This is a genomic window from Oceanobacillus neutriphilus (genome assembly GCF_014645515.1).
Taxonomy (GTDB): Bacteria; Bacillota; Bacilli; order Bacillales; family Amphibacillaceae; genus Oceanobacillus; species Oceanobacillus neutriphilus.
Map to the genome: position 1 here is coordinate 474,150 of NZ_BMLW01000001.1, position 16,916 is coordinate 491,065.

12 protein-coding genes, 1 pseudogene and 1 riboswitch are annotated in these 16,916 nt (G+C 37.0%); of the genes and pseudogenes, 3 read left to right on the top strand and 10 right to left on the bottom strand.

The genetic code is table 11. From position 1 onward, the window contains the following. Window positions 1-162: 162 nt before the first annotated feature. From IEX29_RS02200 to IEX29_RS02230, 7 genes are all read right to left on the bottom strand, one after another. The gene (locus IEX29_RS02200) at window positions 163-3,099 is read right to left on the bottom strand and encodes a beta-glucosidase (protein ID WP_229720052.1); all 2,937 of its coding nucleotides are present in this window, start codon (window positions 3,097-3,099) and stop codon (window positions 163-165) included. A 408-nt stretch (window positions 3,100-3,507) separates the two neighbouring features. Next, complete coding sequence (gene glf, locus IEX29_RS02205) at window positions 3,508-4,611, bottom strand: UDP-galactopyranose mutase (protein WP_188732862.1); 1,104 nt, start codon at window positions 4,609-4,611, stop codon at window positions 3,508-3,510. Between the two features lie 155 nt (window positions 4,612-4,766). After that, window positions 4,767-5,783, bottom strand: a complete 1,017-nt coding sequence (locus IEX29_RS02210; protein WP_077601647.1) for a glycosyltransferase family 2 protein — start codon at window positions 5,781-5,783, stop codon at window positions 4,767-4,769. A 14-nt stretch (window positions 5,784-5,797) separates the two neighbouring features. Further along, on the bottom strand, window positions 5,798-6,442 hold the full coding sequence (locus tag IEX29_RS02215) for a hypothetical protein (protein ID WP_229720053.1): 645 nt from the start codon (window positions 6,440-6,442) through the stop codon (window positions 5,798-5,800). Between the two features lie 30 nt (window positions 6,443-6,472). Then, complete coding sequence (locus IEX29_RS02220; RefSeq protein ID WP_077601646.1) at window positions 6,473-8,896, bottom strand: beta-glucosidase; 2,424 nt, start codon at window positions 8,894-8,896, stop codon at window positions 6,473-6,475. Between the two features lie 369 nt (window positions 8,897-9,265). Continuing rightward, window positions 9,266-10,585: a sensor histidine kinase gene (locus tag IEX29_RS02225; protein ID WP_077601645.1), complete on the bottom strand. Its 1,320-nt coding sequence runs from the start codon at window positions 10,583-10,585 to the stop codon at window positions 9,266-9,268. Continuing rightward, complete coding sequence (locus IEX29_RS02230) at window positions 10,582-11,292, bottom strand: LytR/AlgR family response regulator transcription factor (RefSeq protein WP_077601644.1); 711 nt, start codon at window positions 11,290-11,292, stop codon at window positions 10,582-10,584. The genes IEX29_RS02225 and IEX29_RS02230 overlap by 4 nt, the downstream gene beginning before the upstream one ends. 636 nt (window positions 11,293-11,928) lie before the next feature. Here IEX29_RS02230 and IEX29_RS26955 point away from each other — a divergent pair. Both IEX29_RS26955 and IEX29_RS02235 read left to right on the top strand, forming a co-directional pair. Beyond that, window positions 11,929-12,063: a hypothetical protein gene (locus tag IEX29_RS26955; protein ID WP_268239007.1), complete on the top strand. Its 135-nt coding sequence runs from the start codon at window positions 11,929-11,931 to the stop codon at window positions 12,061-12,063. 223 nt (window positions 12,064-12,286) lie between these two features. Continuing rightward, on the top strand, window positions 12,287-13,744 hold the full coding sequence (locus IEX29_RS02235; RefSeq protein WP_188733052.1) for an APC family permease: 1,458 nt from the start codon (window positions 12,287-12,289) through the stop codon (window positions 13,742-13,744). A gap of 247 nt (window positions 13,745-13,991) precedes the next feature. On the opposite strand, the gene IEX29_RS02240 is transcribed toward IEX29_RS02235, so the two are convergent. Continuing rightward, window positions 13,992-15,347, bottom strand: coding sequence for an RNA-guided endonuclease TnpB family protein (locus tag IEX29_RS02240; protein ID WP_077601643.1), 1,356 nt, complete (start codon window positions 15,345-15,347; stop codon window positions 13,992-13,994). 58 nt (window positions 15,348-15,405) lie between these two features. On the opposite strand from IEX29_RS02240, the pseudogene IEX29_RS02245 reads away from it, so the two are divergent. Next, window positions 15,406-15,567: pseudogene (locus IEX29_RS02245) on the top strand (transposase); the annotation flags it as partial. A gap of 69 nt (window positions 15,568-15,636) precedes the next feature. Here the strand turns inward: IEX29_RS02245 and IEX29_RS02250 are convergent. Further along, window positions 15,637-16,200 (bottom strand): HAD family hydrolase, encoded by a 564-nt coding sequence (locus IEX29_RS02250; RefSeq protein WP_077601642.1) that lies wholly within the window; start codon window positions 16,198-16,200, stop codon window positions 15,637-15,639. Window positions 16,201-16,489: 289 nt separating this feature from the next. Further along, on the bottom strand, window positions 16,490-16,606 hold the full coding sequence (locus IEX29_RS02255) for an anti-repressor SinI family protein (protein WP_077601641.1): 117 nt from the start codon (window positions 16,604-16,606) through the stop codon (window positions 16,490-16,492). A 28-nt stretch (window positions 16,607-16,634) separates the two neighbouring features. Continuing rightward, a riboswitch (cyclic di-GMP riboswitch) is annotated at window positions 16,635-16,716 on the bottom strand. Window positions 16,717-16,916: the final 200 nt, after the last annotated feature.

Below are 16,916 nucleotides of genomic sequence, written 5' to 3' on the forward strand. Positions count from 1 at the left end.
AATCTACTATTCTATTAAGTCTCTTTCACGTTCATTTCAATAATACTTTTCATTTTAACTCCAATAAAAACGCCTTTTTGCCTTATTCAGTGGTTTGAATGGCATTTGAACCAACAATTTCTCGCTGCAGATACTTTTCTTAACATACTTTGTAACATTTACTTAGTTACTGCTTACTTTTTCAGATTTTATCATTTCCTTTTTCCGCATGATTTTCTTGCTATTCGTTACCTTCATGTAACCTAAAGTTAATAACAACAAGAGAACTGCATCAATACCTATCAGAAGATAAATCCAATTGGGAACCTTGGTTTGAGCAACATCAAACGCATGGCTATTGGCAACCGTATACAGAATATTATGGCTTGCTTTACGCATGTTTTGTTGTCCCCAATCTGTATCCGTTGTTTCGGATTTCAATTCGGTAGGCAACAAATATAGTACTAGGTCATTACCCGCTGCTAAGCCTTGATCTACATTCATGTATTGAGGTTTAAAGTAATCAGTGATAACTGTCCCTCTAAATCCCCATTCATCACGCAGAACATCTGTTAATAACTCTTTTGATTCCCCAACCCATGTTGGTCCAATACGGTTGTAAGAAGACATAATACCCGTAATTCCTACTTCTTTAACAGCCATTTCAAATGGTTTTAAGAATATTTCCCGCATTGATTGTTCATTAGCCCAAGTCGCTGCTCCTGTAGGAAACTCATATCTTTTCGTTTCCATATCGTACATTGCGAAGTGCTTCATGAAAACGTAAGAACCATTATCCATTGCTCCTTTGGAAAGGCTGGCACCAATTTTACCAGACAAAAAGCTATCTTCTGAGTAATATTCGAAGTTCCGGCCGCCAAATGGAGACCGATGGATATTAACACCAGGTAAGTACAAACCGGTAATGCCAGATGCTTTCGCTTCTTCTGCAAGTGATTTACCCATTTTTTCAACTAATTCAGTGTTCCATGTAGAGGCAACCACCACTTCACTTGTGTACTGATTTCCATGTGCTTGACTAACTAAGTGATTGATTCCAGCTGGTCCATCACTATCAATTGTAGCAGGTTTTTTCACAGAATTGATAGCCGGCGTTTGAAATCCTCCATGAGTAATCAAGTTCTCCATGTCTTTCACAGACAATTGTTCTAATAATTGATCCCATTTTGGATCTTCATAATCCAGACCCTTCATGTCGTATAATGACAATCCATGATCCTCCTTGACTATCGGTTCTTCATTATCCTCAACTTCTACTGTGAAATCTGCCAGGGCATCCAATAATTCTTGTGACGCTTCCTTAGGTTGTGCAATTTCAGTTGGCATCGTCCCTTCCCAATCTGCCCGAGACAGATAAGTCACATCACCAAGTGCATCATCAAAACGATTGGTAGCTACTACTTGATCACTATCTCTTTGATTATCCTCATTGTAAACAATTGTAGATGGCACTTCATAAGTCTCAGAATCAATCACATCATGTGAATTGTTCATGAGTTTAATTTGATAATCTCCCTCTTCCAAGACATAAGATTTTTGTTCTTCATAATCATAGCTTGCCATATCCTCAACTGAAAATTCGATTGTGACTATTTCGCTATCTCCAGGCGCCAGTTCATTTGTTTTATCGAACCCAGCTAGGACAACATGTGATTTTTCAATCCCCCCCACTGTATAAGGGGCAGTATAATAAGCCTGGACAACATCTTTCCCGCTTACTTCTCCATCATTGGTTACTTCAACGTCCAACGTTATTTGGTCATCGTTAAAGCTGTAATCAATAATTTCTTGTTGGAAATCAGTATAAGATAAGCCGTAACCGAATGGATATTGTACGGTCTCATTATAAGCTTCCTCGTCCATTTCTCCAGTTTGATTATCAACATACCTTGTTTCATAGTAACGATATCCTACATAGATCCCCTCAGCATAGTCAATGTATTTATAGTGCCATGTATCATCACCATATTCAAAATCTGAGTTTTCATATGGAAACTCTCCGATATTATAGTAAGAAGGGGCACTTGTTAAATCATAAGCATAGGTATCTACTAGACGTCCTGAAGGATTCACCTCTCCTGATAGCACATCACCAACAGCATTAAAACCAGAAAATCCAGGACCACCAACCCATAACGCCGCATCAATAGCCTCATCATCCAGGAAACCTAATTCCATCGGATAAGAAGAATTAATAAGTACGACTACATTATCAAAGTTTTCCTTTACCATCTCCAGCATAGCTTCTTCATTATCCGCAAGTTCTAAGTAATGTTTTCCTTTTGTTCCACCAATTAAATCTTTCATATCTTTGGTGATATCTGCTCCTTCACCACTGTTTCTGGAAAAGACAACGAGTGCAGTATCACTGAATGACTTTGCGGATTCCATCAATGCATCACTGTATTCTGAAACGGCAGGCTCGTGAATATTAAAATCCCCTCCATTAAGTGCGTGAATATCTATTTCTTCTCTGGGAACAAAACGATCATCATAAAATTCCGTTAATTCTTCATTTACATTAAATCCGGTATTGCTTAATCCTTGCTGCAGATCTATATTATTTTCTTCAGCTCCGCCACCCGCACCTGAGCCTCCGTAAACAACAGAGCGAGAAGTATAACCAAAAACATTGATATTACCTTTTTCTACTGGCAACGAATTATTTTTGTTCTCTAATAATACAATTCCTTCACTTTCAAGTTCTTCCGTTAATGCCCTTGCTTCATCTTTAGTCTGTTCCACCTTTGCATCATCCATTTGAGAAGACGAAAGAGCTGTATTGATTAACAAAGAAAAGTTGTTTACAGCTATATTGAATACGACTAATAAAACAAGTACTAAGCTTAACAGCGTATACAAAACTTTACGTGTTCTTTTTAAGCGGATCATTCGATAAATAGAAAATCCGATTAGGACAACTGCCGCGATTACAACAATCACAGTAATAACGAAAACGATAGATTGTATATTAATCCCGTGAGACATTTCCCCGCCATTTGCTGCAGCAAATATAGAAGCAGTCGGAAGCAAGAAGGCTCCTAATCCAAATAAAAAAAGAAAGGAAAGCTTATTTTTTTTACTATTAAATCTGGTCACAACAATTCCCCCAAACCATATGTTGAATATTTATTTCGCAAAAAAGAAAGCGCGAACATTTTATTAAGAATACTTGAGCATATTTTTATTACTCTAATATCCCACCTAGGATAAATATATTTTATCATCTTTTAGTTTTTGATAATTTCAAATTCATAAACAGTAGCTTTTTTCACATAAACGGTATGAATCCTCCCATTTCATTTTCTTGCACATATTTTGAGACAGGTATTTCATCAGAAATTTTAAAAATCAGAAAAGATAATTTTCTCCAAAAACTCAGTAGCTTTAAATTCTTTAAATGGCCTAAATTTAAAGCTGTTTTACATAGAATCTATTTTGCATATAAAAAGGTAAGAGCTTACAAGAATTCTTATTTTTAACATTCTAAAAAAATGAATGCTATTTTTAATATAATTCTCTCTTAGCCACTGTCAAAGCCGCAGCAATCACCTGATGCATATCATAATATTTATACATCCCCAGACGGCCGCCGAAAATCACATTGGATTGCTTCTCAGCCAAGTCCTGATACTGCTTAAATTTCTCATTATTTTTATCATCATTAATCGGATAATAAGGCTCTGATCCTTTTTCCCAGGACATAGGATATTCCTTTGTGATAATTGTTTTGGGCTGTTTTCCAAATTCGAAATGCTTATGCTCAATAATACGTGAATAAGGTGTTTCCGAATCTGTATAATTCACCACTGCATTACCCTGGTAGTTCTCTTGTTCCAGCACAGCGGATTCAAATTTTAAACTGCGGTATTCCAATTCGCCATATTTATAATCAAAGAATTGATCAATCATTCCAGTATAAATAATCTTTGGATAAGTCTTCATATATTCTTCTCTATTAGAGAAAAAATCTGTATTTAATTCTACGCTGATCCGATCACTGGCAAGCATGTTTTCAATAATTTGTGTGTAGCCGCCAATTGGGATCCCCTGAAAGCGGTCATTAAAGTAATTATTATCATACGTGAACCGGACAGGAAGACGTTTAATAATAAAAGCAGGCAGATCTGACGCTTTACGACCCCACTGTTTTTCGGTATAACCTTTTATTAACCGCTCATAGATATCTGTTCCGACTAAAGAAATGGCCTGTTCTTCTAAGTTATTCGGCTTTTCAATATTAGCTGCTTTTCTCTGTTCTTCTATTTTAGCTTTTGCCTCTTCCGGTGTGACAACACCCCATAATTTATTAAATGTATTCATGTTAAACGGCATATTGTAAATTTCACCATGATAATTTGCTATCGGGCTATTTGTATAACGGTTAAAATCTGCAAACTGGTTCACATAGTCCCAAATTTCCTGATTATTTGTATGAAAAATATGTGCTCCATACTTATGAACAATAATATCTTCTACCTTCTCCGTATAAATGTTCCCGCCGATATGATCCCTTTTATCAATCATCTTCACTTTTTTTCCTTTTTTAGCTGCTTCGTGTGCAAATGTACTTCCGAATAATCCCGTGCCGACAACCAAATAATCAAACATTCCTTTGTTCCTCCCGCAATATATGTACTTTCTTATCATTTTTCATTCCATATTACTTCTTATCTACTGGCAACTAAATCCAATATTAAAATCAAAAGATAGCTTTCTATGATGTTTCATATAGAAAGCTATCTTTTTAAGAGATATGCTGATGATTAATTAAACCCGATAAATCTTTGAGATATTTTATATCCCCCTACCGAGATACTTCTTCCCGGCCTTCCAGGTAAATTTAATAATATCCCGATCATTCCATATCGAATTTCATGGTATAATTCCTGATCTTTTTCCTTCATATACCTCCACAATTCTTTTTTCTTCTGCAGATTTTCAGCTGTTCCTGATTTTATTAATAGAATAGAAGAAATAACAGTGACAATTTCAAGCTGATGAAGCAGATACTGCCTAAGCTTAGGACTTGTTATATCTTCTAATTCCAGATCATCGATCATTTGTTTATTCACTTTAATCTGCTGATCGATTCTCTTAATCATGACATTCTCTTGAACAGACTGGTCTTCCCTTCCTATAAAGTACCTGTAAAATTCCAGATTAATATAGAACATTGTTTTCACATGTTTAAGCGGAACAAACACAAATAGATTATCAACATAAAAAGTATGTTTTGGAAGCACCAGGCCACAATTTTTTAACAGCTCTGTTCTATAAATAAGAGAGTGCATCAACAGATATTGCCCTCTGCGAAATGGCTTGATATCCTCCCAGGTAAATATTTTATCTACCGGAAGAACATCTTCGTACTTCATCACCTTCTTGTACTTTTTATCCTCTTTTTCATAGGTGAAGTTACTAATAATCATGTCGACTGTCTGTTTTTCTGTAACAAACCCTTTTAATATCTTTAAAATTTTCAGATATGCTCTTACATCTACCCAATCATCGCTGTCTACTACCTTCAGATAAAATCCGGATGCGTTCCTGATGCCCGCATTGACCGCTTCACCATGGCCTCCATTTTCCTGATGGATGACACGGATAATGGAAGGATATCTTATCGCATATGCATCTGCAATTTTTGCCGTATTATCAGAGGAACCATCATTCACGATCAATAACTCAACTTCCTCTCCGCCAGGCAAAAGAGATTCGATACAATATTCCATATAATCCTGTGAATTATAGCAAGGAATAACCACTGATAATAATTTCATTTTTTACACTACCTTTACTTCGCCTCTTCTTCTGGTACCTGTTTAAATATAATTTTAAATATAGGGAAGAAAACCCAGAATGATATAGCGCTATTAATAATCATTGTAATCACATCGGCTGTCGTTTCTCCTAATGAGCCCATTCCCCAAGTATTCATCAGTAAATCATAGATTGGTGCTTTATAGAATCCTTGTGCCGCTGCAGCGCCAATTGTAATAATAATATAAGCTACTAAGTACCAAAAAGCTGCTGTCCATATGTTACTGTTTGATTTAAATGTAATGCTTCTTTGAGCAAAAAAGTTAATAACCTGAGCAATCAATATGGTAATTTGAACGGCGAAAAAATAAGCAAGTCCTCCGCCGCCGCCTTGAGATAACGGGCCGGCAGCATAATCAAATACATAATAAGCAGAGCCGTCAAAGTTTTGCCCGAATTGCAACACTTGAAAATTTGTTGTTACTAATGCTGTTTTAGCAAATATACTTTTAAAAACAGGCATTAACACAAGCTGGAGCACCGTAACCCCATTACTAAGAATGAAGAAAACCAGAAATTGTGCAATATTAGGATGTTTTTCTTTATAATTCCCCCAAAACCTCATAAGCCGATTAGAAGCTATTTTTTTCTCTATTTCTTTTTCCTTCTCTTTTTCCATTTTACCTCTCCTCTATCACTTATGCTAGCGTCAGTTGATAGCTTTTCGACTTTTTAACATCTTATTTCTTTCTTTTACGACATGTTTCAACCCTTTTAGGAAATGACCGTTTACAATCATCAAAACCCCGTCGAGCATTGGCATATTCATAATTCCGCCGGTCATTCGGGCCATACCCCGAAACGGCATATGATAGACGGACATCATGATTAGATTTGCCGTATCACGCTTTCCTATCTTTTTCAGGAACCAATGAGAGAACGTAATAGCCTGGAAGGCAAATCTGGCAAATAAACCTCTAGCATATTGGCATTGAGCAATCGTATCGTTGTAACCCAACGGCTTGGAGCGGTCCCATGTTGCAGCTGGAACTTCGCGCCCCAGAAGTGCTTCAAATTCCTGTTTACCGACATTTTTTATTTCACCGGAATAGTATGATGGTAATTCTTCTTTAATGTATGGGACTGGTGCGTTTGTTCCTTCTATGGAAATCGTATCCGTCAAGCGGATGTCCGCAATGGATGCGCCGATGGAAATCTGATAAACTGCTTCCTCCACTTCCCATTGGTTCGTTTTTACATTAAAGTAACGGAACGTTTTACCATCAAAAGGAATCGTTACTGCTTTGGTTTCCCCAGGATTTAAAGAAACCTTTGTAAATCCTTTCAATTCTTTTTCCGGTCTGAAAATTTGCTCTGACTGGCTGCCTACATATAGCTGGGCAATTTCCATTCCTGCAGCGTCACCTGTATTTGTAATATTAAATTTCACGCCGTCGCTGTTCACCTGGATATTGGAATAATCAAAGCTGGTGTAGCTCAATCCATAGCCAAACGGGAAAAGTACATCCACCTTTGCTGTATCAAAATAGCGGTAGCCTATAAACATACTTTCTCTGTATTCAACACTTACTTCCTTACCCGGAAAGTAGCGGTAAGAAGGAGTATCTTTATAATGTAACGGGTAAGTTTCAGCAAGCTTTCCGGAAGGATTGACCTCACCTGTCAGCACTCGAAGTACAGCTTTTGCCCCGGCCTGACCGCTTAAATATCCGTGTACCAGCCCTTTTACTTTACCAATCCATGGCATTTTAACGGCAGATCCGCAGGACAGGACTACAACAATATTTGGATTCACCTTATGCAAAGCATGTAATAATTCAACCTGGTTTTCAGGGACTTTCATGTTTGTTCTGTCTAACCCCTCTGCCTCAGTTACTTCATCCAGACCCATATACAGGAGAACGACATCTGCTTCTTTGGCAAGAGCACACGCACTGTCTATTTTAGACTGACTCTTTTTCCCATAACGTTCAAAGCCCTGTTCATAACCAATATGGTTGATATCGGACGCCTCCAGCAGCTCCAGCGTATTATCAAGCTCTGTCGGATTTACGATAGATGAACCGGCTCCCTGATAGCGGGGTTTCTTGGCAAAATCACCAATCGTTGCTATTTTCACACCTTTTTTCAGCGGTAAAATATTATCCTCATTTTTCAGAAGTACAATGGATTCTTCCGCAACCTTTTGAGCAAATTGATGATGCGCTTGAATATCAAATTCTTTTTTATATGTTCCTTGAAAAACCTCTTCTGTTGTAAAGATTAAATCAAATAAACGGTCAAGATTTTCATCTAATACTTCTTCTTTTATTCGCCCGCTTTTAACTGCCTGAATAATATTCTGATTGGTTTCTCCCGCAGTAGTCGGCATCTCCAGTTCATTTCCCGCCTGAAGAGCTGCTACGCGGTCATTGTTTCCGCCCCAATCGGTAACGACAACCCCGTTATACCCCCATTCATCACGCAGAATATCTTTTAATAAATGCTGATTTTCATTGGTATAGACGCCATCCAGCTTATTATAGGAAGACATAACCGTCTTTGCCTTCCCTTCCTTGACAGCAATTTCAAAACCAGTAAGGTAGATTTCTCTTAATGTTCTTTCGTCGACAATCGTATCAATCGACATTCTTCTTTCCTCTTGGTTATTGACAGCAAAGTGTTTTACACAGGCCGAAATACCACGCGATTGAATCCCTCTGATATAACCTGCAGCAAGCTTGCCGGCATGATAAGGATCTTCACTGAAGTACTCAAAGTTTCTTCCGCATAATGGATTTCGTTTCATATTGATACCGGGTCCGAGCAGCACATTTACCTTTTGCGCAACTGCCTCTTCTCCTAAATATTGCCCAACCTTCTCCCCAAGCTCTACATCCCAGCTGTTCGCTACAGTGGAAGCTGTCGGGAAACATGTGGCCGGAATACTTTCATTTAATCCAAGGTGATCTGCAGCTTCCGCCTGTTTTCGGATTCCATGCGGTCCATCCGCAAGAAACATGCTGTTAATCCCTAACCGCTCCATATCCTGAGTTTGCCAAAAATCCTTTCCAGACATAAAAGATGCCTTTTCTTCCAGCGTCATTTTTTCAATTAAATCTTTATATTTCATAAGCCATTACCTCTTTCAATTTTTTCAGCACCTTCCGGAAGAAATGCTATCCGTACTAATACCGTTTAATTTAGGCAGATTTTCCATATACTCTAAAATCGAAAAAGCAATTTCCAAAATCCGAAAAACTGTAATGCGCTTTCATTTTATTAGAAAAGCACATCCGTCTAACCTCGTACATCGATGTTTTTTTCTATTACTATGAATTAAACTCTATCACATTTTTTTATTCACGCAGAAAAGGTTCATGAACTGTTTCATTTTTTTCATGAACTGTACCATACTATGAAAAAGAGAGGCATCTCTACAGGCTACGCGTACACAAAAAAGACCTGGCTGTATATTTTGTACAATCAGGTCTTAAGATATTTATTTATCCTGCGGGGTTAAAACAGGCATTAAGATAGTTAATTCAAACCAGCTATCCTTTTGGACAACGTTCACCACACCATCATATTTCTGCACAGCATACTGAATACTTTTCAAACCATACCCGTGGAAATTTTTATCTCTTTTTGTCGTTTTAGGTATCCCCTCTTTAAGATTCAGCTTTCCTTCAAAATAGTTTTCAAACCTCATTACAAGAAACCCTTTTTGCGAAAACACAGAAACATGAATTAACCGTTTCTCTTTATCTTCTATTTTTTTCTCGTATTCTATCGCATTATCAAGGGCATTCCCAAAAATGGTTGTGATATCAATAATATCCATATGATTAAGCAATGCCCCATTCGCTACAGACGTTAATGTAATTCCATGCTTGATACAATATAAATTCTTGCTTGTAAGTAAGGTATCAAGCACATGGTTGCCTGTCTTATTTTGCGCTTCATAGGATTTGATATCATTTTCCATCTGCTTCAGATAAGCATTTCTTTTTTCTACGTTTTCTTCAGCCCTGAGCGCAATAATCTGATTTTTTAAGTCATGATATTTATAATTGATGATATCTATACTTTCCTTTGACTGCTGATACTGCGCATATTGATTTTGAAATATATTCTGCATCGCTTTTAATTCATGCTTTATCCGCAAATCGTTTAATTGGATATGATAAGCATATAATATGGCGTATCCACCTAAGTCAACCAAGGTTCGAATATTCAAAATTTCCTGGGTGTATTGTCCGCTGAAAGGAGTCCGCACACTGACAAAGCTCATATTACTGACGCCAAAAACCGCCATTCCGATTAAAAGCGTCGATAACAGCTCGCCCTGTCGTATATTCAAGTGGCTATTGGCTGATATGTGACGTTTTTCCAGTAACCAGATTAAAAAGAAAACGGATCCGTAAACAGCAAAGAGCAATAATATGTCCATTGTCATATTCATTCTCTCCCCGTTCAAGAGAAAAAAACGCACCTGGCTTTCCAGGGATGCGACAAGTTCAGCCGCTACAAATGCCCTTATACTAAAGTATCCCGCTTCCATGACAGTTATTTGACAGGTTACATAGATTAAGCCAAACATCATAACAGCAGCAGCAATCATGCTCGGAATCCAGAAAGCGATTGGTAAATCCTTTGTAAGCACTAAAAAGGCAGACTGTACGAGCAACCCTCCGCCTAAAAAGATAATCCGTTTCCAGCCAAATAATTTCTTCCTGAGCAGAGAGATAAATACAATACAGGCCATCCACTCTGCCAACGCCGTATACAGCCTCGGTATTTCCGGGAGCAGTTCACTCATTTTAACGTCTCTCCCCAGTGTTTAGATAAAGCTTCCATAAAAGCTTTTCTTTTCGTCCGGCTCACAGGGAGTTCCTTTCCCTTCACAATCACATCATTACCTTTCATTCCTTCCACATGCTCCAGATTTATTAAATAACCTCTATGTCCACGGAAAAAATGATAGCTGGATAATTGTTTTTCTAAATCCTTCATCGCGCCGCTTACCATAAATTCCCCTTCTTCTGTAGTAAAATGAAGATAATGCTCCTGATTCTCTACATAAAAAATATCAGAGACCTTGATTCTTTTTACTCCGTTTTTAACTTTTATCGTTATATAATTCGTTTCTCTCTTTCTCATTCGATCAATCGCACGATTTAAGCGCTGCGAAAACTGAAAATATGAAATCGGCTTTAAGACATAGTCCAATGCATCTACAGCATATCCTTTGATAGCATATTGCGGCATATTAGTGATAAAAATAATAACCACTTCAGAGTCCACTTTTCTTATCTCTTCTGCTGCAGACATTCCGTCCATCAAGCCCATTTGAACATCCATTAAAATAATATCAAATTGCGCCTGATAATTTTCAACAATTTCATCACCATCAGAATAAGTCTTTATTGCAATATTTTCATTTCTTTCTTTTTCATATTGATGAAGAAATTCTGTCAGCTGTTCCTGATAATTAACTTCATCTTCAACGATTGCTATCTGTATCATTTTTTTACTCCTTAGTTTCTGAACTCAGACATGATGATTTAACCTTGCCTATTCCGAAAAATAGGATGATTTCAGGGAATAAGTTTTTTGTCCTAAAGGAAATGGAACGCTTTCTCTTGGTGACTTATAAAAAACAATATAAACTACCTAAGTAAAATTTCACATATACCCTATTACAATTATTTTAACAAAAATAATATAAACTTCAATAAACCGTTAAAGGAGACAGCTGTACAATTCTTAAAATATAAGAACTTTTTATATGTATTATATAAAAATAAAATAACTACATCTATGCAGACAGGCATAGGCTGTCTTAATAAGGTTTATAAATATAAATCTTATGATTGTTCTGAGATGGGAACTGCCAGCTTGTTTGAGGAAGCAATTTACAGATGCTGCAATCAATGGTAATGTACAGTTATTGACGTGTTTCAATGGTGATGCCCCCTCAATTAATCTTAGCGTAATAATAAAGCCTCTTAGTAAATAATCAGATAATTCAATCAAAAATAACGTGATATCTTTTATAATTCATAGTCAGATAGTAATAGACGAGTGATTCCCTATAATCCCTATCATCTTTTTAACATATATGTATTACTGAAAAGATAGGGGGTTATACATCTGAAAAAATTGGGTAAAGGACATGGATGTCGTATCAGCCCGGCAGAATCAGCTTATGATTATGGTTTATGTAATAATTCCCATCCAAAATCCGCTGATTATCAAACCGGGCGTGTTGTATACGATTTGGTGCGCAGTGAGTAGAAAAATCTGAAATGAGGTGAATATGGAAACGAAAGAATGTGTCAGTGTATATGAGGATTCAAAGGCTGTAACCATTCATGCTGCGTATCATTAATTTGAAGAGAATCATAGCGGAATCTGGAGAAAGAGAAAGTAACAGGTTTCGGAGACAATTAAAGAAGAAACAAATTAATATCGACACGAATACAATCCAATAGCCAAAGGAGATTATCTTATGAAAGAAGTGAAAAAGAGAGAAACACTCTCGAAGACACTCAAGCCCCATTGGGTCTGGGCGATTGCTTTAGGCTCAGCGATTGGCTGGGGAGCTTTCGTACAACCAATCAACTGGATGTCTACAGCAGGACCGCTTGGAGTAATTATTGGTTTCTTTATTGGTGCACTGCTGATGATTCTGATTGCTGTCAGTTACGGATTCCTGATTAAGAGTTTCCCCGTTTCCGGTGGTGAGTTCGCTTATGCTTATGTCAGTCTCGGCAGAACCCACGCTTTTATTTCCGGATGGTTTTTAACTTTAGGATACATCTGTATTGTTGCATTAAACGCTTCTGCATTTGCCCTTATGATTAAATTTATCTTTCCGAAAGTTATTGAAAACATCCCGCTCTATCAGATTGCCGGCTGGGATGTTTATTTGACCGAAGTTTTTGTAGCAGCCGTTGTCCTTGCAGTATTCGGATTTTTTAATATTAGAGGAACAACCTTGTCAGGAAGCATGCAATTTGTTTTTTGTATCGTTATGATTGCAGCCATATTTATTCTGCTGCTTCTTGTCGGTATCCAGCCAAGTGCAGGATTTTCCAATATTACACCAATGTTCCCGCCGGAGACAACAGCAATTGCTGCCATTATATCTATCGTCGCCATTGCCCCATGGGCTTATGTCGGCTTTGATAATGTCCCGCAGGCCGCAGAGGAATTTGATTTCCCATCCAGTAAGGCATTCCGTTTAATTGTATTTGCTATTTTAGCAGCAGCAACATTATACAGTTTAATGATTATTGTTACTTCCATGGTTCGTCCGTGGGAGGGCGTTGTTGAAGAAAATCACATCTGGGGAACTGGTTATATCATTGAAAACCTGCTCGGACCTTTAGGCCTGGCCATCCTTGCAGTCGCATTAACCATGGGAATTTTTACCGGTCTGAATGGATTTATTATTTCATCCAGCCGCCTTTTATTCGCCATGTCCCGTGCTAAGTTTATTCCAAAAGGCTTCTCTAAGCTTCATCCGAAATATAACACACCAAGCCTGGGTATCATTTTTGCAGTAGTCATTGCTATGTTATCACCATGGTTTGGGAGAGAAGCATTGATGTGGGTCGTAGATATGTCCTCCATCGGTGTAACCATTGCTTATTTTTATACCTGTTATGCCGCTTTTACGTTATTCAAAATGAAAAAGGATCATACGTTTAATGAGAAAAAGCATATTGAAGCACCCAGGAAAAAAATTGTTGCCATCCTGGGTATGGTGGCCAGTATTATCTTCCTTGGATTACTGCTTATCCCGGGTTCACCGGCATTTTTAGGGATTGAGTCCAGAATTGCATTAGCTGCGTGGGTTGTTTTGGGGATTATCTTTTATTTAATCAAGCGTAAGGATATTAAGAACATTCCTGATAAAGAATTGAATTATTATATTCTTGGGAAGGAAGAGGTTGAGATTGAGAAGGATTAATGGTTGAAATCGAAAAAGGGTTCCAACCTAAGTTTTAATGATACATGAAGCCATTTTTCTTTTTCAATTTATTCCTTATTTACTAAAAAAGTTCGGTTCAAACATGAAAGCTAGCAATTTTGAATTTGCTAGCTTTCATGTTGTAAATAATTTATAAATATATTTTAAGCCCAGTGAACCTCCCCCACCAAATCTAAGATTTGAAAGGGGCTTCTATTGACTTAAATACAGCAAACAGCACGCATAATCACGCACCATTAGTACGTAACGCCTGATGTAAGCTAATTAATGAAGCCAATGTCAGCCGAGTTCTAGTTACTAAGGAAGGAACTTTTGCCTCCAGTAGTAACCTTTTCTTTTCAGAAAAGGATTTAAGGAATTCTCTAATAAAATACCGTGCTCCTATATTATAAGAAGCATTTAAATCTGCGTGATAGACTTTGTCATTTTGATAGGCGGCAAGGTCTTTTTTATGATTCCGTTTCACTTCTCCAGAACCGTCAAAAGCAAGCGCGGAAGTATACTTAGCGCTTACTCGTCGAATACGTACGCCTTTGTAATGTGCCATCTCTTCAACTTTCCTTTGAATGCCCAGCTTGCTCCAATGATGTACTTTATGGCGTAACTTTTTTGCACCATACATCCCCTCTGGGTGTTTCATTTTACCAAGGTACTCAAATACGATGATATCTGCTTGATGATCGACAGCAAATTTGATAATTTCTGAAGATGTATGATGCACAATATGTTTCTTTAGACCATTAATTCGTCTCCAATAGTTTGGTGCATTTACATACCCTGAATGACGTTGAGCTTTCTTTAGTTTGTTGATTTTTGTGTACATACGGTCTTTTTCTACCGGTTGATTAATAAATTTCCTGCCGATGACAGTTCCATCTGAACGCATTGCACAACAAACCGCAGAATTCGTGATACCTAAGTCTACAGAAACGATGACTTGTTCTTTTAATTTTGTTTTATTTAATTGAATCTTTTTCTCATAAGAAAAATGAATGAAATACTTTTTGCCTGTTTTTACTAAGGTAGGATTATTTTCTTTCCAACCGGCAATTCCACGATTCTTCAAGTTTTTATGATGGAAAGTAATCGTTACCCAAACCCAATCATTGCCCAGGAAAACCTTTATCTTTGCTTGATTGTCAGATACCTGTTTAAACATATTTCCTTTATAGAACACCGGAAATGCTTGATGCTTCACGGTTAAAACGGGAGGTTTTTTCTTAAAATGCTTACCGTTAACAATTGATTCGCTTTTTTCATCCAACCAGTTTTGATAGTTGGAACGATAACTTTTCACAATTCCATAACCTTTAGAAATGGCAGCCCTTCGAAGATAAGAAGGAAACTTATAAAATGTTGCGTCAAAATCATACTTTGGGCAGGGGTTCGTTTTGGTGTGATGTGTTAATTTTTCTACAGCGTTTACCAACTCTTTTGTGCTTAAATTTTCTAAAACAGACCATTCCGTATTGATAACATCTACCAGAAAAGATAGTGCCTTCCGATAGATAGCAAGTGTAGGTTCGAAGGTTTTCGAACTGTGAGAGGTTATTTTATTTTTAATCGTTTTCGTCTGTTGCATCAACCAACCCTCCCTTATATATGTGTTATAATCACATTATAAAACAAACCGTTTTAAAACGGTATCCTCAAGATATATACGAACGGAATTCGCTGTATTCTTAGCGCCATATTATTGGAAACCTTATTTTTGGATTAGAAGCTATCTTATCCTTTCGACAGGAGGAGCTTCTTTAAAAGTAATCAAAAACTATATCGAAAACCAAGACCGTGAAGGCTGACCCTCACTAATTGCTTCTCAATTTGAAGGGGACTGCGCCTTCACTTTTTGTTCAAAAAAAATACATATACTATCCTCTCTCCTCTCCCTGACTGCATCCAACAAGCAACTCAAGTGCTTTTGGAACAGCTTCAAGATCCCAGACCGGCAAAATCCATGGAGGGGTTACAACCTTTTCATCATAATCCTTTCTCACAGAAATTTCCGGATTTTGCAGCCAAATTGCGTGCATGCCAATTCGATTCGCGCCAATGATGTCAGTATCCCATGTATTACCTATCATAACAGCTTCATCTGGCCGGATATCTAATTCATCGAGAACATAATGATATACGACACTGTCGGGCTTTTCTGGAACAGACGGATCTAATTCAGACTTCGTAGCAAAAATATATTCAAATTTATCTAATATATGTAGCCTTTTCAGGAGCTCCCGGACAACATCACTGTCACTTGTTGCTGTATTGCTGAGAATCGCATGCTTTAATCCCATTTTATTAATTGTCTCCAGCACCTCTAATACATGCTCTCTTAATTCTATTTCCGGATATTCCGTCAGCGGTTTTACATCCATTCTGCTATTGGGAGGAGTAGTTAATGTTTCTCCCAGATCCCATATTACGTGAGATATCATGTTATTCATTCTCCTTTCAGTTATGCTTTATATTTGAAGCTTCTATAAGTTGGTTTCCTCCTCATTTTCTGATTCTAATTTCTTTCTATATAACAAAAGCATATAGCCCAGATAGAAAACTATCTAGTTATATGCTTTTAATTATTTCAAAAAATTTTATATAAATGATTATTGTTAGTCTATCTATTTAACTCCATACAAAAAGATTGCCAATTCTAAAAAACTTTCCACCTGTTTTAATACTGCTTAAATACGGAAATATAACTCAATTGACAGACATTAAGAAACTTTAGTTCTCCTTTAAGAACTGCCTGACTTCTTCAATACCAATTCCTATTTTTAATGCTTCCTTGATAAGCTCAACCCATTCTTTATCCAATTCTTTTCTATCTGCAAGATTATTCATTCAAAACCCCCTAAAATATTCTATTATTTTAGGCAGCACAGCCATCATAGCATAACCTTAGACCTGTAACTTTGCGTCCCAATCTTTCGAATGGTTTGCCTTTATCTGAATTTAAATATCTATTAAATAATAACAGATTATTTAAAAAATATCTCTATAATATTTTTTAAATTTTACGACAAATTCTGACAACTATTAAAATAAATTGTAGTCATTGCATGATATTAGTTCTTATCAGAATAAATTGCTTCTATAAAATCAGGAACAATTCCTGTTCTATTCTATACGTTCTTTAAAAAATGAACTTGTT

Bases quoted from the DNA above. Each gene is read 5' to 3' on its own strand.
- IEX29_RS02210 (WP_077601647.1), bottom strand. From the start codon at position 5,783: ATGAAATTATTATCAGTGGTTATTCCTTGCTATAATTCACAGGATTAT.
- IEX29_RS02225 (WP_077601645.1), bottom strand. From the start codon at position 10,585: ATGAGTGAACTGCTCCCGGAAATACCGAGGCTGTATACGGCGTTGGCA.
- IEX29_RS02220 (WP_077601646.1), bottom strand. From the start codon at position 8,896: ATGAAATATAAAGATTTAATTGAAAAAATGACGCTGGAAGAAAAGGCA.
- IEX29_RS02215 (WP_229720053.1), bottom strand. From the start codon at position 6,442: ATGGAAAAAGAGAAGGAAAAAGAAATAGAGAAAAAAATAGCTTCTAAT.
- IEX29_RS02250 (WP_077601642.1), bottom strand. From the start codon at position 16,200: ATGATATCTCACGTAATATGGGATCTGGGAGAAACATTAACTACTCCT.
- IEX29_RS02240 (WP_077601643.1), bottom strand. From the start codon at position 15,347: ATGCAACAGACGAAAACGATTAAAAATAAAATAACCTCTCACAGTTCG.
- IEX29_RS02255 (WP_077601641.1), bottom strand. From the start codon at position 16,606: ATGAATAATCTTGCAGATAGAAAAGAATTGGATAAAGAATGGGTTGAG.
- IEX29_RS02230 (WP_077601644.1), bottom strand. From the start codon at position 11,292: ATGATACAGATAGCAATCGTTGAAGATGAAGTTAATTATCAGGAACAG.
- glf (WP_188732862.1), bottom strand. From the start codon at position 4,611: ATGTTTGATTATTTGGTTGTCGGCACGGGATTATTCGGAAGTACATTT.